Genomic DNA, 18,631 nt, shown 5'->3' with positions numbered 1-18,631 from the left:
ACCATGCCCGCACCGCTGACCCTGTGTTTCCTGACCGGCACGCTGAACGCCTTCGCCGGCGCCGAGCGGATGACGGCCGTGATCGCCAATGCGCTGGCAGGAAGCGGCCATCGCGTCCATGTGCTGAGCCTGTGGGACCGCGCCAGCTGCTTCCCTCTCGATCCCGCGGTGCGGCACGACGCGCTGTTCGAGGCGCGGCCCTCCTTCAAGCGGCACTATGCTGCCACCGTTGCCGGCATCCGCGCCTATCTGTGCCGGCATGGCGTGCAGGTGCTGATCGAGGTGGACACCATGCTGACGCTGTTCACGCTGCCGGCCTGCATTGGGCTGGACGTGCGGCGGGTGGCCTGGGAACACTGCGATCTGGAACAGGACCTGGGCAGGCGCGCGCGGCGCGTCGCGCGGCGGCTTGCGGTGCGCACCTGCGAGCGGGTGGTGGTGCTGACCGAGCGCGACCGGCAACGTTGGCAGGACCGGCTGCGCCCTGCCGCCGGACGCATCGTGGCGATTCCCAATGCGCTGCCCTTCCCCTGGCCCGATCGGGCCGCCGCGCGCAATCGCGGCGACGACACCGTGCGCACCGTCCTTGCGGTCGGCCGGCTGACCGAGGCCAAGGGGTTCGATTTGCTGCTGCGGGCATGGGCGCTGGCCGCGCCGGCGTTGCCGCAATGGCGGCTGCGCATCGTCGGCGACGGCGAGCAACGCGACGCGCTGCTGCGGCTGCGCGACGAGCTTGGGCTGGCGCAGTCCGCCAGCATCGAGCCGGCCCGCAGCGATGTGCAATCGCTGTACCGGCACGCGGCGCTGTTCTGCCTCAGCTCGCGCTACGAAGGCTTCGGCCTCGTGCTGATCGAGGCGATGTCGTTCGGCCTGCCGATCGTTGCCACCGCCTGCGAGACCGGTCCGGTGGCGCTGCTTAGCGACGGCGCCAACGCGGCGCTGGTGCCGCCCGCGGATGTGCGGGCGCTGGCAAACGGATTGCGGGAACTGGCGCAGGACGAGCTCCGCATGGACCGGCTCGCCGGGACGGCCCGCGCCGACGCCGCTCGTTTTGCGGTGCCGGCCATCGCCGCGCAATGGGAGCGGCTGCTGGCCGGGCTCCCGCGCGCGCGGCAATCCGCACGCTATCCGGCGCCCGAGTAGGGCCCGGCGACGCCGGCGAGGCCGTCCCGGCAGCCGCGCAGGATCATGCGGCGCTGTTCGCCGCGATTCTCCACCATCACCGAATAGAACACGCCCTTGAGCAGCAGCCGGTAGCCGTCGTTCAGGCGCCAGCGCAGCGGAATATAACCGCGCCGGTACAGTTGCAGCGCATTGCGGAAGTGATAGTAGTGCCGCAGCGGCGAGTGCATCGGCACGCGCAGCCTTCCGCCGAAATAGCGGCGCGGCGGATCGCCCAGGTCGTGCTCCATCCCGGCATCGAATACGCCGAGATTGACGAACCCGTGCGCGCGCGCCCGCAGCCCCCATTCGATGTCGATGTAATCGATGAAGAGCCCGTCCTCCATGCCGCCGATCTCGTCGAGCGCGGCCAGCGGAATCAGGCAGCCGGAGGTGATCAGGTAGTCGGCAAGGCAGTATTGCCCGGCATCCGGCTGGCGCACCTGCGCGATCTTCCAGCCGTCGAGACGGATGAACGGATAGACGGTGCCGTCGCGCGGATCGTGAAAGCGCGGCCCCGCGCTTGCCACGCGCAGCCCGCGTGCCTGCGCCTGCTGCACCGCGGCCAGCAGCCGCTGGACCATGTCCGTCGCCGGCAGGCTGTCCTGGTCGAACAGGATCGCATGACTGGCGCCCTGGGCCCGCACCGCGTCAATGCCGGCGTTGTGGCCGCTGGCCACGCCCACATTGCCGGCCATCGGCAGATGGCGCACCCCGCTGTCGGCGCGGGATGCCAGCGCGGCGCGCAGGCGCTCGTCGGGACCGTTGTCGACCACGACGATGCCTGCCACCTGCGGGGCCAGCGCATCGAGCAGGCGGGCCAGCTGCGCCAGGTCGGGGCGATAGCAGACCACCACCGCCCAGACCACGGGCGTCACGGTCACCGCAGGCTCTCCAGCACGTAGCGGCCCAGGCGCAGGTTGCGCGCGACGGTCGCCGGCACCCGGTCGAGCATCGCGTCCATCCGGTAGCGCCACTTGGTCGAAGGCCGCTGCGCCAGCCGCGTCTGCTCGGCGGCGGCATAGACCTCCATCGCCTGCCGGTTCATCTGCTCGATCTGCTCGCGCGCGACGCGCGGCGCATCCATGAACGACTCCAGCGCCAGCAGGAACACGCGCGAAGCCTCGTCCCAGTCCGGCCACGCCGCCGCGGTGTCGCGCGCGCCCTGCTTGAGCGACGCCAGCAGGTCCGGCTCGCGCTGCAGCCGGCGCACCGCGTCGATCACGCCCTGCTCGTCGTCGCGCGCCACCACCATGGCGTTGCGGCCATCGACGATGTACTCGTCGTGCCCGGTCACGTCATAGACGACCGCGGTGCCGCCGCAGTGGAACATCTCCAGCGGCGGCCCGAACATGCCTTCGACATAGCTGAGCTTGACGATGACATCGCACGCGCGATAGATCTGCGGCACCGACTGGATGGGCACGCGCGAGAACAGCCGGTCGACGCCGGGATACCACGACACCTCGGACGAGGTCAGCAGCCAGGTCTGCGCGGGGGCGGCCTTGCGCATCAGCTTCAGCGAGCGGCCCACGTTCTTGAAGAAAACGCCGAACGGCCCTTCGACCAGCACGCGCAATTCGCCGCGCGGCAGGCGCGGCGCCGCCGCTTCGCCCTGTTCCGAATAGAGATCCTTGCGGATGCCGTTGCGCGCCAGATGGTAGGCGTGGCCGTAGTGCGTGGACAGATGCTCGCGAATCCAGGTGGCCTCGGTCACGCCGGGCAGCGGCAACCGATAGGTGCTGTCCACCAGTTCCCGCAGCGGGCCTTCCCCTTCCGGGTAGAAGCGCGATTCGATCGACTGCACGAAGTACGCATACTGCGCCGCGCGCAGCCGGTGCAGCTCGGTCGCGGTCTTCCACCAGGTGGCAATGGCCAGGTCGAACGTCGCGTCCGCGTCCAGATCGTCGACATGGACGATGCGCAGCACGCTGGTGGCCGGATGCCAGGCCAGCTGGCTGGGCTGGAAGCGGTACTGCGCGACGATGGTGACGTCGTGCCCCCGCGCGTGCGCGTACAGCGCATGCTGGTAGATGACGTAGGAGCCGCCGCTGATATCGACCGAGCCGAGGAAAAAGGCAATCTTCATGCTTCAGGGTATGGATTGAAGGACGCCGCGCGTTCAGCGCAGGCGGTACAGCCGATAGGCCGCGGCCACCAGCTGCCCGCCCCGCTGGCGGCAACTGAGCCAGGGCCAGAAGCCCAGGTCCATGCGCCCGCGCAGGCGGAACAGGCCCCAGGCAAAGCGCATCTGGTCCAGCAGGCGCGCGCGTTCCTGCTGCCGGCAGCGGAACTCGGAGCGCTCGAACACGCCGAAATTCTCCACGTGGTAGACGCCCGTGAACCAGTCGATCTCGCTGGGCGCCGGCGCGAACACCATGCGTGCGTGCAGCCGCGCGGCAAAGTCGGCCAGCCAGTCCGCGCCGTAGTAGCGGTGGGCCAGCAGCGCGTCGATCCGCCCGAAGGTCGCCATCATGCGCTGCTGTGCCGGGCGCACCTGCGATTCGAACAGGCTCTGCTCGCTGAACTCGCCGCGCACCGGCTCGCCGCCGCCGTCCGGACGCAGTCGATAGCCCCGTGCGGAGCCGTGGTCGGCGCCGAGCATCACCTCGAACAGCGCGCGGTTCTCGTTGAAGATCCGATAGCGCGGCGTGGCGCCGTCCTGCACCGAGAACAGCAGGCCGTGCTTGCGGTTGTGCGGCCCGGCGTTGCCATGCGCGACCAGGCCGAGGTAGTAGCCGTCGATATCGAGCAGCGGGCGGTCCAGTTCGGCATGCGCATGGCGCAGCAGGCGGTAGAGATTGTCCTGGATGGTGCCCTTCCAGCCGACATCGACCAGCGCCAGCGTCTGGGCCGGCTGCTGCAGCGGGAAGCCGTCCAGATAGGCCAGCAGCGCGCGCCGCCCTTCGCTGCGCGCGCGTTCGTAGGCGTCGCGGAAGGTCTGGCTGGCAAGCAGCCGGCGGTAGATGTCGCTGGTCGGCAGGTCGTCCTCGCGCTGGCGCAGGTCGATCGCCTCGCTGCCCTGCGCCAGTTCGGCCTGCAGCGCCGGCAGCAGGCCCTCCAGCCCGAGGTTGAGCAGGAATTCCTCCACCGAGATGCGGCGGTACTGGCGGAACAGCGTGTCGAAGTCCTCCTCGTCCAGCGGACCGAGCGAGGGCAGGAATGTGGAGCGGCGCGACACTTCCAGATAGTGCGCGCGGATGGCCACTTCCGGCGTGGGCACGCGCGTGCGCTGGTAGCGGTCGAACATCGCCATCAGCAGCTGCCCCTCGCGCGCGAGGAAGAACACGTCCCGCACGCCCTTGCCCAGCAGATGCCAGTACAGCCGCTCGGTGAAGGTGAACAGCGTCAGCGCCAGCTCGGCGAACGGGCCGTCGTCGTGCGAAATGATCTCCGTCAGGGTCCGCTCGCAGCCGCCGCGGTCCGCGCAGACGGCCGCCAGCCGCTGGTATTCCGCGTGGCGCTCGCTGCGATCGAGCAGCACCGCGTGCATGCCCTGCTTGCGCGGCTGGTTGACGTCCGCTTCCGGGTTGTCGCCGATCATCAGCGCCTGCGCCGGTTGCACGCCGGCCCAGCGCAGGATGTCGGGAAACGCGCGGCCCGAGCGTTTGGTGGTGAGCGTGTCCGCCGAGACGAACACTGCCTCGAACAGGTCCTCGATGCCATGGAAGCGCAGCATCCGGCAGAACGCGCTGGAATGCAGATAGAAATCGCTGACCAGCACGACGCGCCGCCCGCCCGCGCGCTGCTGCCGCAGCCAGGCCACCAGCGCTTCGTCGAGCCGCTGCACCGAACACTCGATCGACACTTCGAGCTCCAGCGCCAGCTTGCGAAACACCTCGCGCGAGGGCCGGCTTGCCGGCAGCCCTTCCCACAGCGCGTCGTAGCACGCGTGGACATCGAACTCGGGGTCCTTGCCACACGAGGCGTTGGCCTGGCACAGCGTGCGCTCCACCTGCGCGCGCCGGGCGTACATCTGCCCTTCGTCCAGCTTCAGATCGAGCGCATGGACGATGCGCTCGGCCCACAGCCGCTTGACGTCCTCGGGATGGACGGTGCGCGACACCAGGGTGTCGAAATAGTCGGTGCAGATCAGGCTGACCTGCTCAGGGATCTCGCGTAGGGCGTCAGACAATGCGTCCACGATTCCCCCTCCTTATGCAATCGAAACGCGCGGGCGGCGCCTGCTCAGTTCGTACACCGCCATGCCGGGCAGCAGGAAGCCGAGCACATGCAGGTCGAACAGATAGAGAAGGGCGTCCGCCGGCGCAAAGAAAAAGAACACCGCCGCGCGCCCCAGCAGGGCCAGCGCGAGCACTGCGGCGACCGGCGTCCAGCGCACGCAGAACAGCATGACGATGCAAATCACCAGCTGCGGCAGCGTGGTGGCAACGGCATCGGCAAACCGGAACAGCCGCTCCGCCAGTGCCGGCCAGGGCCGCAGCGCCGGGTCGAAGCCGATCAGCCGGGCGGTAGCGCCCGCCTGCGCGTCGTGCGGCATGGTGAGGCGGTCCAGCAGCACCTGCGCGCCGGGCGCCGCCGGCACCGGCGGCACCGCGATCCACTTGTGCCCCAGCGTGGACAGGAACATCGCGGCGCGCATCCGCAGGAACCGCAGCGGATCCTGCAGCGCGGTGCGAATGTAGTGCCGCTGCAGCGACGCGATCTGCTCGGCAGTCGGCGCGGGCTTGCCTTCGACCGCTTCGTGCCACCAGATGACGTGATGCGGCTTCCAGTGGCTCACCGCCGCCTTCAGGTCGAACAGCGGCGCCAGGTCGCGCGCCAGCGCTTCCTTCTGCTGCGCGGACAGCCTGCTGTCGGGATCGGCCAGATACCCGACCAGAGGACTGATGAAGGCGGTCTGCCGGTAGAAGTTCTTCTCCGCGACCAGCCCTTCGCGGGAGCCGAACACCGCCTGTTCCATGGCCGGATTGATGCCCAGGCACAGCACCACCATGGCCACGGCGAATGCCAGCAGGCGGCGGCGCACGCCGCGCACCAGCAGCGGGAGCGCCATCAGGGCAACGCCGACGAAGACGATATTGTCGATCCGCAGCAGCACCAGGCCGAGCGCCAGCGCCGCCAGCAGGCCGAGCGCCAGCCCCCGGCGCCCGCGCCGCCAGCGCTGGCCGTCGACCACGGTATAGAACCAGCCGATGCCGAACAGCGCCATCAGGGTGCCGTTCATCGCATCGCGCAGATGCACCGTGGCGCCCCAGGCGACGATGGTGAGCGGCAGCGCCAGGCAGGTCGCCAGCCCCACCCAGCGCAGTCCCGGGCGGGCATCGAGGCAGCGTACCGTCACTGCCTGCACGACCAGCGCCATCACGATGCATTGCGCCACGCCGATCAGCGCCGGCGCCATCAGCAAGGCGAGTCCGCCGATCAACAGCGGGTAGCCGATCCCGTACCACAGCGTGACCGTACCCGCATGCATCTGGATGTAGGGCGAATAGGCGTCCCAGCCGATGGTCCCTGGCCACAGCACCATCATGGTCGCGCCGATCCACAGCGGCGGCAGCGTGAAGCACAGCAGCGCGAGCAGGCGCGTGCCCGGCACCCAGTGCCGGCGCAACACTGCGAAATTCGTCAGCGCCAGCCACAGCATTGCCGGCAGCAGCGCCACCACGATCGCCGCCACGAGCTTCTCGATGGCGATCGCCCGCGTGTCGGGACGGTCGAACAGCACCGGGGCATAGGCGCCGTTGCTGGCCGCCGCCAGGCCGACGAAGCCAGCGGGGCGTTCCGCCGACAGCTGCAGCAGTGGCATGGGCTGTCCGGCCGCGTCTTCGGCACGCACCTCGCGCAGCTGCCACCACGGCTGCGCCCACGGATCGATGCGGATATACGCGGTGGTTGCCGAGATGCGCACCGAGGCGCCGTCGCAGACCACGACGACATAGCCGGGCTGACCGGCGTCTCCGAGACCCGCGGTCGTCCACAACGCGGTGCGATTGCCGGCGCCATCGAGCAGCAACGGACGCGAGCGGTCGCCCAGCCAGCGGAATAGCTGGATCGGCTCGGCCTGTTCGCACAATGGCTCGCCTTCGGCGCCGCTGCGGGCGACCCGCATGCCGGTCTCCGACACGTCGGGCACCGGCTCCAGCGTGCCGCTGGCCGCGCGCAGATGCAGCGAATCCGCGCCGGGGTGCGCGAAACTTGCGGAGACCGCGCGAGCGCCGGCCGTGTTGCCGGCCGGGATCTCGAAACTGCCGTTGCCGATATCGCCCTCGAGACGGGCCAGTTCCGCATCCCCGTAGGCCAGCAGCTCCAGCGCGCCCGGATAGGAGCGCGCTTGCAGATGCCACAGCGTCGCCGTGCCCAGCACCGCCCCCGTCAGCAGCAGCGCGGCCCAGGGGCGCGGCAGATACAACAGCAGCGCGGCCAGCGCCAACAGCAGCAGCACCGGCAGCGTGCCGTGCAGCACCGTGCGCGCGAGATTGGCTCGCGGCGCGGGCAGCGTCACCATGATGGCGCCCTGCTCCGCGCTATACAGATCGATCCGCTCGGTCCGCCCGTCCGCCTTCAGTTCGACGATGCCCGAATACGCATGGGTAACCAGGCGCAGCACATCGCCTTGCCGCCACGGCCCCTTGAGCACCGCGGTGGACGGTTGCGACTGCCAGGACACCGAGACTCGCCCATCGCGGTGCTCCCAGCCAGGTCCTTCCATATGGACCCGGCCGGGCACCACGTCGAGCGCCCATACCTCGCTGCCCTTCGCTTCGGGATTGCGCTCCCCTGTCGCCGTGAGTTCCACCCGCTGCGCGCCGCCGGGAGCCGGCGGCAGCAGCCCGCCGATGGCGGCGCCGCACAGGCCCAGCACCACCAGCACGGTGCCGTGCTGCCAGTTGCGGCAGGCGCGCACCGCGGCCACGCAACCGGCGCCCACCAGCAATGCGAACAGCGCGATCGCCAGGCGGGGCACGGCGATGTCATGGACCTTGCAGAAGTCGCGCGCAATGAAGAACCCCGCCGTCGCTAGCGCGAGTGCGGCAAGGACGAGAAGCGGATGCCAGCGCTGGCGCCGCGGCAGCGCCGCCCGGCGCCGCGCGAACGGCATCGGCCTGCGCGGTCTGCTGCGCGTTGGTGTGCTTTCAGCCACGCCAGGGGCCCCTCAGGACTGGGCCACGGCGGCGGGCAGCACCGGCGCCTGCCGCGCAAGGAAGGCCTCCACGTCCGCCGGCGTGCCGAGCGGAATCACGCCGTCCAGCGGCACTCGATGCAGGTAGACCGGGTGCCCGTGCGCGATCATGTCGTTGTACATCGGCGCGATATAGCGCTCGCCCTTGGCGAGGTTGGACGGGTCGGCGAAGAAGCGGTGGTAGACGGCCTCGTACAGCGTGAACGAGGAGAACCAGTAGAGCCCCACGGTGGCATCGTCCGAGATGCGCTCCTTCTCGCGCAGCTCGGCAATGCGGCCATCGCCGTCGGCCCGGGCGAAGCTCCAGGCCGCACCGGCGCCCGGGAAGCAGGGAACCCAGCCGTCGCCGCGCACCGCATCCGCGGGCAGCGTACGCGGATCGACATAGGTGTCGATGTTGTAGACCAGCATCGGCTGGTCGGGCGCGGTGACCTTTGGCTTTGCCAGCAGCGCGCTGGTGGCCTGGCCGTCGGTCAGCGCATCCAGTTCGACCACGTCGTAGGAGGCGATACCCAGTTCGCGGCACTGCTCGCCGATGAAGTCGGTGGCCTTGTCTTCCGCCCGCACGACAAAGATGCAGCGCGCCCCGCGCGCGAGGAAATCGGCCAGGCTCAGCAGGGACCAGGCGAACAGCGTGCGGCCGTGCGCCTGCACCTTGTACTTGGGACGGTCGTAGCCGGCGTCGAGGAAGCGCTTGCCCATGCCGGCCATGGTGATGATGATGGTCGTCGTCATATGTTCTCCCGGTATTGGTCCCGTCACTGGCCGCTCTCGTCCTCGGGCGAGATGATCTTCAGCACTTCGTCATAGCTGTGGCGCAGGAACTCGTCGGGCCGGATCGCCTTGTCGTCGACGTAGAAGCCGCCGCGCCCCACCCACGGCTTGCCCAGGTGCAATTCGTCGTGCGGAATCTGGTGTTTCTCCAGCCAGTTCAGCAGCACCTTGGCCGTATTGGCATTGATCAGCCCCAGATTGCCGTCGTAGGTCTTCATGTTCCTCGACGAATAGAGAATGATGTAGAAGCCCATCTCGCGATACTCGCGAATGCGCTGCACCATCTCCGGATACGGCTGCAGGTCGTCGTAGCTTTCGCTCGCCCGGCGGGTCGGCACGATGGTGCCGTCGATATCGAGCACCAGGCATCTGTCCTTGTGAATCATGGGTTCCTCTTGGCGCCGGCGCTTCAGCCGGCCGAAATGTCGTCAAGAATGGCGGCGGCGTTCAGCACGAAGGCAAGCACCTTCCTCGGCAGGTCGATATGCAGCGGCAGCATGCTGATGAACAGCGAGGCCTCGCACAGCCGCACGAGCCGGGCATCGTAGCCGTGCCGCTCGAGCATCTGGCGGAACTGCGCGCGCGCCCAGGAGCGGTCCCCCTCGTCGGTCACCAGCGTCATCTCCAGCCCGGCGCCGAAGTCGATGCTGAAGCGGCCGCCGTTGATGAAGTCGTAGGCGCCCTGGATCGAATGCGACAGCTTGGCGATGTCGTAGTAGGGATCGGTGTAGAGCTCGTCGGCGTGGTCGGCGCCGCGCGGATCGATGAAGCGCAGCAGCTGCGTCGACTTGCTGTACAGCACGTTCGAGAAGCACAGGTCGCCGTGGCCGATCGCCAGGTGGTCGCAGGGGAAGCGATCGCGCGCGGCGAAGTACAGCTGGCGATAGCGTTCCAGCAGCGCATCGATGCCGCCCACCGCCTGGTCGATCAGCGGACCGAGGCGCGCGTACTCGGGCAGCTGCTTGAGCTTGTCGATCCGCTCGGCGACCTTCTCCCAATAGAGCCGGTCCATCTCGGCCAGCGCCGTGGCCCGGTCCACCGGCCGGCGCGGGCGCACCGAGACGAAGTGGAAGACGCGGTCGAGAAAGCGCTGGAACTCGTCGGGACGGATTGCCCCATGCACCCACTGGATCGCCATGTCGGGCAGGAACAGCCGCTCCATCCGGTAGCTGGCGTGGTCCGGCATCTGCTGGAAGTCGAACGGCTGCACGAAGAACATCTGCACTTCCGGCGGCAGCAGGCCGTAGTAGTTGAACTCGCGACGCAGCTTCGCCACATCGGTCGAGCGCTTCACGATGGTGAAGTTCTCGTTGACGATGGCATTGAAATGGCGAACGTCGAAGTTGCTGGTCAGGAAGATCAGGAACTGGGCCTGGTCGCGCAGATCGGTGAAGTTGATGCAGTTGTCGATCGGCGCGATCTCGTTGCCGTGGCGGGCGACGAAATCGGCCGGCCCCGCCCCTTCGGCCACCAGCCGCAGATAGCGTCGGGCGAGCGGCGTATCCAGCCGCAGCAGCCCCGACCAGTCGGCACCGCGGGCGACCGGCAGCTGGATGTTCTGCGCGACGTAGCGTAGCTGCCGCAACAGCGTGACCAGCTCCGCGCGCGGGGCCATCGCGACGATATTGGTGGGGATCACAAGGAACGACGCCTGCCAGTCCTCGTGGGCCAGCCGGTGCTCCAGTTCCGCCGCGGCGGCGCGCGACGGCAGCACCACCGGCGCCGGCAAGCCCGCCTCGGCGGCCGCGTCCTCCAGGTGCTGCACCAGCGTGCGGCGCCGGTACAGCAGCCTGCCGAAGCTCGATACCCCAGTCAGGCCGGCGATTTCATCCGAGACGCGTACGGTGTCGTCGACGATCAGATAAAGGCTCACTGTTGATTTCCATTCTTGAGGGAGAAGGGGCTCTTGAGCGACAGCCCGCCGGACAGGCGCGCCGGCGCGTACAGCGCGCCGAACGCCAGGGCGCAGACGAACAGCGGCAGGCGCGTCAGCACCCCGTAGACGAACACCTTGACCGGGAACGCCAGCAGCGATTCCGCGCCGGTTCCGTACACCGGATACCATTCGGCGGCGCCGAACGAAGCGGTGGAGACGTAGGCCAGGAACGATTCGAGCAGCGGCTCGGCGGCCGGACCGATGGCGGCGACGATCAGCCCGAACGACGCCACTTCGAGCGCCCAGATGAAGGCCGACACCGCCCCGACCACGCCCTGCTTGTTGCGCAGCAGCTGGCGGCCGCTCTCGACGAAGCGCAGCACGCTGTCCAGCGCGCGCAGCGCCGTCACCGCCCGTTCCGAGCGATAGCGGCGGATCACGAACAGCGACAGCGTGCGCAGGTTGCCCGGCAAGACCACGAAGGTGATGACGGTCAGCGCGATGAACAGCGCCGCCGCCGCCGACAGCGGCGCGAACACCGCCGCCGCACCGGCCGGCGCCACCGCCACCACCAGCATCATCACCACCAGTGCCGCGACATCGAAGGCGCGCTCCATCCAGACCGTCTGCACCGCGCGGCGCAGGCCGCCGGCGACCAGGCTGATCTCGAAGATGCGGTACAGCTCGCCCAGCTTGAACGGCAGCAGCAGCGATACCCCGGCGGTGGCGAAGTGGACCGAGGTCAGCCGGCGCAAGCTGACTTCATGACCGCCGGCGATGATCGCCAGCCGCAGCGCCCGCAGCAGGTGCGCGCCCAGATAGGCAAGGATGCCGACCATGGCGAGCGCGCCGCCATCGGACAGCCGCGACAGTACCTGCGTGAAGTACGGCAGCGACATCACGGTGTGCACCAGCAGCGCGAGCATCGCCAGCGCGAACAGGATGCGCCCGGCCAGGCCGACGCGCGCGCTCCACGCGGAAGCCGCGTCCTGCCTCGAAGACAACCGGCCCGGGGCCATCACGGCGCCGACTCCGCGACGACGGTGGACTGATACTGCTGCCCGGGCGCGCCGCTATGGTCGGTTTCCAGGAACCAGCGGCGGCGGAAGAAGAACGAGGCCACCAGCCCGAGCGTCTTGCGCGCCTGCTTGAACAGCTTGACGTTGGAGATCTGGTCGTCCTCGCGCCACGAGATCGGGAAAAACTCGATGCGCCACCCCGCGGCGACGGTGCCCAGGATCATGTAGTAGTTGAACGTCAGATCGTTGGCGTAGCGGTGATAGGGAATGCGGCCGAGTGCCTGCACCGAGTACAGGTTCAGCCCGGAGCCAAGGTCGTACAGGCGCTTGCCCGCGGCGATGGAGAAGATCCAGTTGAACACCTCGTTGCCGAAGGTGCGAAAGCGCGAGTAGTTCTGCAGCCGGGCCCCGCGCATGAAGCGCGCGCCCAGCAGGCAGTCGACGCCGAGATGGCGCCCCTGCTCCAGCAACGGCACGAGGTCGTGGATATCGCCCTGGTCATCGCCGTGCAGCACGATCACGTGGCTGTACCCATGCGCGCGGGCATAGTCGAAGGCAACCTTGTGCGAGCCGCCCAGCCCGTAGTTGCCCACGTTCTCCAGCAGGCGCACCGGCACGTCCGGCACGGTTTCCATCGCACGGCGCGCCGCCGCCTGGCTGCCGTCGGGGCTGCGATTGTCGACCACGATGACGGCGTCGATCACCTTGCGCGCGCGTGCGTCCAGCTGCCCGAGCACGCGGCCGATCTGCCGCTCGCAGTTGTACATCGGGATAAACAGCAAGACTTTCGTCGTGTCGGTCATTGTCGTTCCTGCAATTCAGTCTAGATTTTCAGCCGCTCGGCAGTCAGCTTGCCGACGGCAAAATTGCTCAGCATCAGCACCGGCGTGATCAGGATCTTGGCGAGCACCACCGCATGGGGCCGCCCCATCCACGCCATCAGCCACGGCACCAGTTGCCCCATCACCCACGAGGCGGCGAGGATCATCAGCGCGTTGTACGTCAGGTAGAAGGCCAGCTTGCCCGCCAGCATGCCGCCCCCACGCTTGAAGACGTAGCGGGCCGAGATCGTGAAGGCGGTACCCGCCGCGATCGTCGAGCTGATCAGGTTGCCGGCCAGCGCCGACATGCCGAACCCCAGCGTAAGGATCAGCAGCAGCACGAAGTCCAGCACCCAGCACGCACCGGAGATCCCGGCGAAGGCGAGGAACTGGCGCAGCAGGCGCGCCAGCACCTGCTCGTCGTGATGGCCCTCGGCGGCAGCGGGCGCGTCCCCCTCGCGCGGCTCGCGCCCGCTCGCCTCGCGGCGCGGATCCGGCGCCGTCATGCAGCCGTCACCGTCCGGTTCAGCACCGCATGGAAGAAGTGGCGGAATTTCTGCGCCTTGATCTCCCACGACCAGTCCTGGATGGACTGCAGGTTCTCGTCCGAGAGGCGGCGCAGGCAGGACGGATCGGCCAGCAGCTTGCGCAACTGCACCTTCAGCGCCTCCTTGCTGCGCTCGGGCAGCATGAATTCCTTCTGCAACGGCCCGAACGCCTGCGGCACGATGCCGACGTCGGTGGAAATCACCGGCACGCCACAGGCCATCGCCTCCAGCACCGGGTTCGGCGTTCCCTCGATCTTCGACGGGCAGACGTAGACGTCGATCTGCGCGTAGTAGTCGGGCATCAGGTGGTGCGGGATGAAGCCGTCCTGCCGGTCGGCATAGAGCGGCATGATGTTCCACCCCTCCGCCGCGAGCTCCTCCAGCGCGGGCTTGAGCAGCGTGTGCAGGCCCTTGAAGTCCTCGGTGCGGGCCTCCCACTTGCTGTTGCCGACCCAGCCCACGCGCAGCGGACGCGCCGCCACGTTGTCGAAGCGCGACAGGTTCTGCGGCCGGAACAGGCCAAGGTCCACCCCATCCTCGGTCACCTCGGTGGGCGCCGGATAGCCCGGCAGCGCCGAGTAGATGCCGTGCAGCCGCTGCGACGACACCGTGTAGCCCGCGATCAGGTCCCGGTACATCGGCGCACGCAACTCGACCTCCTCCGGCTCGAGCAGCAGGTGATCGTAGACCGAGGTCGTGATCAGCTTGTCGTGCAGATAGAGCTGGTCGAACTCCTCGCCCGTGAAGCCCAGGCTCTCCGCGTAGGAGTAGTAGTACTCGCTGCCGATCTGCCGCGGCACCTCGCGCCAGAAGAAATGCACGATGCGGCAACCCTGCGTCAGCATCAGCACCTGGTTGATGTTGGAGACCACGCCGACCGGAATCACCACGAACTCGAACTCGTCCGCCAGATAGCGGCTGACCTGCCGGGCGATATTGCCGAACGCCCAGAAATCGACGTCGATCACCAGCGCCACCTTGATGCGCTCGCCACTGAGCAGCGTGCTGTTGGCGTCCCCGCCGGGCGGCGTCACCAGCCGTTCGAGGCCGTAGGGCTTGAGCCAGTCCTCCATGCGGTCCTCGCACCGGTGCAGCACGGTGCCGATTTCCATCCGCGGCGGGATCTCGGCGGGCACGTCGCCTCGCAAGGTGTACGACGACACCGCCACCTTGTAACCCGAGGCGAAGATGCGGGCGGACAGGTTGGCGTTGATGGCGACGCCATCGTCCCCATCGTGGAAACCGCCGGCCGCGACCAGGCTGGTGCGGCGAGCCAGAAAGCCGCTGTCCTCCAGGATCGCGAGATCATGGCTGGGCGACCATTCCCAGGTGTTGTCGCGCCAGAGCCGGCGCGCCTGCAGCACGATGTCGCCATTGTCGTCGGTACCGACCACGCCCTCCCACCAGCCCGCCTTCTGATGCTGGTTGCGCACCGGCAGCACGAGGAAGTGCGCACCGGTGCCGCACAGGTCGTTCAGCGCCGTCACGAACAGGTCCCGCGTGAACATCAGGTCGGGATCGATGAAGAACAGCCAGTCCGCCGCCGTCGCGGCGAGCACGTGGTTCTTCTCGTTCGCTCCCAGCGGGCGCGTGCTCGCCGACAGCGGCCTGACGGTGGTGCCGGGCAGCAGCTCGCGCACACGCGCCATCATCGCTTCGACGGCCTGGCGCGAAGAGGGTCGGAACCAGAACTCGCCGGCAAAGCGCGGGATGCTGGCCTGCACCCGCGCAAGCACGCCATCCAATCCAGTCATGTCGACCGGCTGGCTGATGACGATGCACAGGTTTCGGGCCCGGCATATCGGCGAGCCAACGTCCGGCATGCCGGGATCGAGCAGGGTGAGAACTCGTCCCGGGCTGCCGTCGCCCGTCAGGTAGAGAGTTTGTATGTCGGTTGCGCTGAACTCTAAGGTCATCGAACTCGTTTCAGTACTTGTCTTAGTTTGGTCGCTGCCCTACCCAAGTTGACCCGTACCGACCGCTGTGTCGCGGCTTCCTGTTGGCGCCGAAGCGCCTCGTATTTTTCGAGCAGCTGGTTCCATTCGGAGCGCCAGTACTCGTTGGCGCTCTCGGCTTCCCGCCGGAGCGCTTCGTGTTTTTCCAGCAACTGGTCCCACTCGGAGCGCCAGTAGCCCACTGCACTTTCCGCCTCTCGTCCGGCGAAACGGACTTTCTCCATGTTCGCCTTGAGCACCTTGTTCTCGGCCACCAGCGCCGCCATGCGCAGGCGGGCTTCGCGCAGATGCGCCTCGTAGGCGTCGTGATCGCCCCGCTCGCGCTCCAGCGCCGCCGCATTGACGGCCCGCATCGCCTGCTCGAGCTGCTCGCCGTCCGGCTGGCTGCCGTAGAGGCCGTTACGGAAGACGTCCATCGGCACCGGCAGCACCGCGGCGCTTGCCGTCACGTCCGAGGTGCCCCAGACGCCGAAGAAATAGCTGCTGTTCTCCGGGCGCGTCATGTCCGCCGCCGTTACCGGAACGATATACGCGTTCTCGCAGGGCTGCGATGCCATCATCAGCCGCTGGTCGTCCTTGCCGCTGGCCCTGGGGATGGTCTGGTGATCGAAATTGACGAACCCGGCCAGCGCGGTACCGATGCCCCAGCGGTCCGCCTCGCCCAGCACTTCGGAGGCCATCGCGCGGAACTCGTCGAAATGGTACTTGCGCAGGTGGTAAGGGTTGCTCTCCTGCTCGCTCGGGTAGTACCACCAGTCGTTGGGGCAGCTGATGATCAGGATCCCGCCTTCGGCCAGCAGCGATTTCAGGTTCAGCAGGTAGCGCTTCGGATCGGGCAGGTGCTCGATGGTTTCCAGCGAGACGATCAGATCGAACTTGCGATCGGGGAACAGCTCCACCGCCCGCTGCGCATCATAGGCATGAAAGCGCACGCCGTCGATGCCGAAATTGGCCTTGGCCAGCTCCACGGCATCGACCGACACGTCGACGCCGTCGACTTCGGTGGCGCCCCATTGGCGCAGCCATGCCGAGCCATAGCCTTCGCCGCAGGCGATGTCGAGCACCCGGCGTCCGCGCGCATAGTCGCGCGCAAGCTGGTAGCGGGCCAGATGGATGGACGCTTCCAGACCGCTGTAAGGAGCGTCCGACCCGAAATGCAACCGCTCAATCATTATTTTTCACTCCGCACTGTTCTATGTTCACCTGCCATTCTCTCTGCAGATTGACGAGGCCGACCGAATCGAAGTTGTCCACGACCGTGAATTGACACACGTCCTTGGCCTCGGCCAGAACGGAGAAACCGCCGTGGTCATTGATGGCAACCCGCCACTTGTAGCGGCCGCTCAGCAGCGGCAGATCGGGAAAGCGCACCCTGACGGTGCCGCCCTGCCCGGACGGGTAAGGCTGCAGGCCATCCATGATGGTGGTGGACCCGCAGATGTACAGGCCGTCATGCCGGTACAGGTTGAAGACAAAGCTGATGCCGCCGGCGAAGCCGCGGTCGATGGCGCGAAAGTCCATCTCGATCACCGCTTCCTCGCCCGACTGGATTTCCTCGATCTCGCCTCCGTCGGCATCGAGCAGCGCGACCCTGGAAATCACGAACGGCTGCGCCAGCGTGCCGACCGCCGCGATCGCGGGCTGCGGCTGCTCGGCGGCCGTGGCGTCGCCGGTCCCCTCTCCGGAAACCGGCTGCGCCTGCTCCGCGCCATCGGCCTGTGCCGCGGGCGCGGGCAGCGCCTTCGCCTCCTCAGATGTGGCGAAGGACTTTTCCATATCGATCATGTACAGATCGATGGTCCGGCCGGCCGGTCCGAAGGCGACCTGGCGGCCGCTGTCCAGATACAAGGCCCGCTGGCAGATCGACTTCACCTGGTACTGGTCGTGCGAAACGAACAGGATGGTACAGCCCCGCTCGCGAACTTCATAGAACTTCGCCATGCACCGGCGCTGGAACGCCGCATCGCCGACCGCCAGGATCTCGTCGACGATCAGGATCTCGGGATCGACGTGGATGGCCACCGAGAACGCCAGCCGGGCGAACATCCCGCTCGAATACTGTTTCACCGGCGATTCGATGAAGCTGCCGATGTCGGCGAAGGCGGCGATGCGGTCGAAGCGCTGTTCCACCTCGTCCTGCGTCAGGCCCAGCAGCGCGGCGTTCAGGTAGACGTTCTCCCGCCCGGTGAACTCGGGGTTGAAGCCGGCGCCCAGTTCGAGCAGCGCGGCCACCCGCCCGTTGGTGCGGATGGCGCCCGTGGTCGGCGTGACCGTGCCGCAGATCATCTGCAGCAGGGTCGATTTGCCGGAGCCGTTGCGGCCGATGATGCCGACCGTCTCGCCGCGCCGCACATCGAAGCTGACGTCGCGCAGCGCCCAGAATTCGCGCGCGTAGCTGCGCGGCGTGGCCCCGACCATGCGGCGCAGGCGCGGGACGATGGACTGCTTCAGCCGGTCGTGGGGGCGGTCGTAGATCTGGTAGCACTTGCCCAGATTCTCGACGTGGATGGCCAGGTCGTCAGAGGACATCGGCAAACCCCTTGCGCGTCTTCTGGAACCACATCAGGCCGAGCAGCGCGATCACCAGCCCGCCGGCGCAGTACAGCCCCCACTCCTGCCAGTTGGGATGGCGACCGAACACCACGGTGTTTCGGGCCTCCTCGATGACATAGGTAAGCGGATTGAGTTTCATCCAGATCTGGAAGCGCTCGGGCAGCGCCGACATCGGATAGAAGATCGGCGACACGAACGCGAGGATGGTGGTGAACAAGCCAGTGGCCTGGGCGATGTCGCGCACGTAGACGCCCAGCGCGGCGAGGAACCAGGCCACGCCGATGGTCGCCAGCACCAGCGGCAGGAACACCACCGGCACATAGACGATGGTCCAGGGAATGCGGCCCATGATCACGTACTCGGCCAGCAGCAGCACGATGAAACTGACAGCGAGATGAAACAGCGCAGAGCCCAGCGCCACCACCGGCAGCACCTCGAGCGGAAACACCACCTTCTTCACGTAGGTGACGTTGTTCAGGATCAGCGTCGGCGCGCGGTTGACGCACTCGGCGAACAGCCCATGCACCATCATGCCGACGAACAGGATCACGGCAAATTCGGAATGGCTGGCCTGACCATCGCCGGTACCCCAGCGGGCCTTGAACACCACCGAGAAAACGAAGGTATAGACGACCAGCAGCAGCAACGGATTGAAGAACGACCAGGCGAGCCCCATGACGGAGCCGCGGTAGCGTCCCAGTACCTCCCGTTTCACCATCTGCAGGATCAGGCCGCGGTTTCGTTTCAACCCCCACAGCGCAGTTGCAATTGCAGTCAAGA

15 protein-coding genes are annotated in these 18,631 nt (G+C 67.7%); 1 reads left to right on the top strand and 14 read right to left on the bottom strand.

Features of this window, described 5'->3' with window-relative positions; genetic code table 11:
- Positions 1 to 3: 3 nt before the first annotated feature.
- Positions 4 to 1,143, top strand: coding sequence for a glycosyltransferase family 4 protein (locus K6V06_RS14070; RefSeq protein WP_222244362.1), 1,140 nt, complete (start codon positions 4 to 6; stop codon positions 1,141 to 1,143).
- On the opposite strand, the gene K6V06_RS14065 is transcribed toward K6V06_RS14070, so the two are convergent.
- Genes K6V06_RS14065 through K6V06_RS14000 form a run of 14 tightly spaced genes read right to left on the bottom strand, consistent with a single transcriptional unit; the run spans position 1,125 to position 18,569 of the window.
- Positions 1,125 to 2,045: a glycosyltransferase family 2 protein gene (locus tag K6V06_RS14065; RefSeq protein ID WP_222244361.1), complete on the bottom strand. Its 921-nt coding sequence runs from the start codon at positions 2,043 to 2,045 to the stop codon at positions 1,125 to 1,127. The genes K6V06_RS14070 and K6V06_RS14065 overlap by 19 nt on opposite strands.
- On the bottom strand, positions 2,042 to 3,250 hold the full coding sequence (locus K6V06_RS14060; protein WP_222244360.1) for a glycosyltransferase: 1,209 nt from the start codon (positions 3,248 to 3,250) through the stop codon (positions 2,042 to 2,044). The genes K6V06_RS14065 and K6V06_RS14060 overlap by 4 nt, the downstream gene beginning before the upstream one ends.
- A gap of 33 nt (positions 3,251 to 3,283) precedes the next feature.
- On the bottom strand, positions 3,284 to 5,305 hold the full coding sequence (locus tag K6V06_RS14055; RefSeq protein ID WP_222244359.1) for a hypothetical protein: 2,022 nt from the start codon (positions 5,303 to 5,305) through the stop codon (positions 3,284 to 3,286).
- A 12-nt stretch (positions 5,306 to 5,317) separates the two neighbouring features.
- Entirely contained in the window at positions 5,318 to 8,224 is a 2,907-nt protein-coding gene (locus tag K6V06_RS14050; protein ID WP_222244358.1) for a hypothetical protein, read from the bottom strand.
- Positions 8,225 to 8,278: 54 nt separating this feature from the next.
- Positions 8,279 to 9,040 (bottom strand): glycosyltransferase family 2 protein, encoded by a 762-nt coding sequence (locus K6V06_RS14045; protein WP_222244357.1) that lies wholly within the window; start codon positions 9,038 to 9,040, stop codon positions 8,279 to 8,281.
- Positions 9,041 to 9,063: 23 nt separating this feature from the next.
- A complete protein-coding gene (locus K6V06_RS14040; RefSeq protein ID WP_222244356.1) occupies positions 9,064 to 9,465 on the bottom strand; it encodes a capsular biosynthesis protein in 402 nt (133 codons plus the stop codon).
- 23 nt (positions 9,466 to 9,488) lie between these two features.
- Positions 9,489 to 10,952: a capsular biosynthesis protein gene (locus tag K6V06_RS14035; protein WP_222244355.1), complete on the bottom strand. Its 1,464-nt coding sequence runs from the start codon at positions 10,950 to 10,952 to the stop codon at positions 9,489 to 9,491.
- Positions 10,949 to 11,974, bottom strand: coding sequence for a lysylphosphatidylglycerol synthase domain-containing protein (locus K6V06_RS14030; protein ID WP_255581860.1), 1,026 nt, complete (start codon positions 11,972 to 11,974; stop codon positions 10,949 to 10,951). Before K6V06_RS14030 ends, K6V06_RS14035 begins: the two co-directional genes overlap by 4 nt.
- Positions 11,974 to 12,777, bottom strand: a complete 804-nt coding sequence (locus K6V06_RS14025) for a glycosyltransferase family 2 protein (protein ID WP_222244352.1) — start codon at positions 12,775 to 12,777, stop codon at positions 11,974 to 11,976. The genes K6V06_RS14030 and K6V06_RS14025 overlap by 1 nt, the downstream gene beginning before the upstream one ends.
- 20 nt (positions 12,778 to 12,797) lie before the next feature.
- Entirely contained in the window at positions 12,798 to 13,301 is a 504-nt protein-coding gene (locus tag K6V06_RS14020; RefSeq protein ID WP_222244350.1) for a GtrA family protein, read from the bottom strand.
- Positions 13,298 to 15,259, bottom strand: a complete 1,962-nt coding sequence (locus tag K6V06_RS14015) for a glycosyltransferase (RefSeq protein ID WP_222244348.1) — start codon at positions 15,257 to 15,259, stop codon at positions 13,298 to 13,300. The genes K6V06_RS14020 and K6V06_RS14015 overlap by 4 nt, the downstream gene beginning before the upstream one ends.
- A complete protein-coding gene (locus K6V06_RS14010) occupies positions 15,256 to 16,470 on the bottom strand; it encodes a bifunctional 2-polyprenyl-6-hydroxyphenol methylase/3-demethylubiquinol 3-O-methyltransferase UbiG (RefSeq protein ID WP_222244346.1) in 1,215 nt (404 codons plus the stop codon). Before K6V06_RS14010 ends, K6V06_RS14015 begins: the two co-directional genes overlap by 4 nt.
- Complete coding sequence (locus tag K6V06_RS14005; RefSeq protein ID WP_222244345.1) at positions 16,463 to 17,827, bottom strand: ABC transporter ATP-binding protein; 1,365 nt, start codon at positions 17,825 to 17,827, stop codon at positions 16,463 to 16,465. The genes K6V06_RS14010 and K6V06_RS14005 overlap by 8 nt, the downstream gene beginning before the upstream one ends.
- Positions 17,817 to 18,569 carry an ABC transporter permease gene (locus tag K6V06_RS14000; RefSeq protein WP_222244560.1) on the bottom strand — a complete coding sequence of 251 codons (753 nt, stop codon included), beginning with the start codon at positions 18,567 to 18,569 and terminating at the stop codon, positions 17,817 to 17,819. The genes K6V06_RS14005 and K6V06_RS14000 overlap by 11 nt, the downstream gene beginning before the upstream one ends.
- Positions 18,570 to 18,631: the final 62 nt, after the last annotated feature.

Origin of the sequence: Cupriavidus sp. AU9028 (assembly GCF_019795295.1) — a bacterium.
Lineage (GTDB): Bacteria > Pseudomonadota > Gammaproteobacteria > Burkholderiales > Burkholderiaceae > Cupriavidus.
The sequence above is the reverse complement of the archived record's forward strand: the minus strand, read 5'-3'. Positions and strand labels throughout refer to the sequence as shown.

What these genes read in the sequence shown, in the direction of transcription:
- K6V06_RS14020 (WP_222244350.1), bottom strand. Translation starts at nt 13,301, where the DNA reads ATGACGGCGCCGGATCCGCGCCGCGAGGCGAGCGGGCGCGAGCCGCGC.
- K6V06_RS14000 (WP_222244560.1), bottom strand. Translation starts at nt 18,569, where the DNA reads ATGGTGAAACGGGAGGTACTGGGACGCTACCGCGGCTCCGTCATGGGG.
- K6V06_RS14015 (WP_222244348.1), bottom strand. Translation starts at nt 15,259, where the DNA reads ATGACCTTAGAGTTCAGCGCAACCGACATACAAACTCTCTACCTGACG.
- K6V06_RS14060 (WP_222244360.1), bottom strand. Translation starts at nt 3,250, where the DNA reads ATGAAGATTGCCTTTTTCCTCGGCTCGGTCGATATCAGCGGCGGCTCC.
- K6V06_RS14040 (WP_222244356.1), bottom strand. Translation starts at nt 9,465, where the DNA reads ATGATTCACAAGGACAGATGCCTGGTGCTCGATATCGACGGCACCATC.
- K6V06_RS14005 (WP_222244345.1), bottom strand. Translation starts at nt 17,827, where the DNA reads ATGTCCTCTGACGACCTGGCCATCCACGTCGAGAATCTGGGCAAGTGC.
- K6V06_RS14050 (WP_222244358.1), bottom strand. Translation starts at nt 8,224, where the DNA reads ATGCCGTTCGCGCGGCGCCGGGCGGCGCTGCCGCGGCGCCAGCGCTGG.
- K6V06_RS14070 (WP_222244362.1), top strand. Translation starts at nt 4, where the DNA reads ATGCCCGCACCGCTGACCCTGTGTTTCCTGACCGGCACGCTGAACGCC.
- K6V06_RS14045 (WP_222244357.1), bottom strand. Translation starts at nt 9,040, where the DNA reads ATGACGACGACCATCATCATCACCATGGCCGGCATGGGCAAGCGCTTC.
- K6V06_RS14025 (WP_222244352.1), bottom strand. Translation starts at nt 12,777, where the DNA reads ATGACCGACACGACGAAAGTCTTGCTGTTTATCCCGATGTACAACTGC.
- K6V06_RS14030 (WP_255581860.1), bottom strand. Translation starts at nt 11,974, where the DNA reads ATGGCCCCGGGCCGGTTGTCTTCGAGGCAGGACGCGGCTTCCGCGTGG.
- K6V06_RS14010 (WP_222244346.1), bottom strand. Translation starts at nt 16,470, where the DNA reads ATGATTGAGCGGTTGCATTTCGGGTCGGACGCTCCTTACAGCGGTCTG.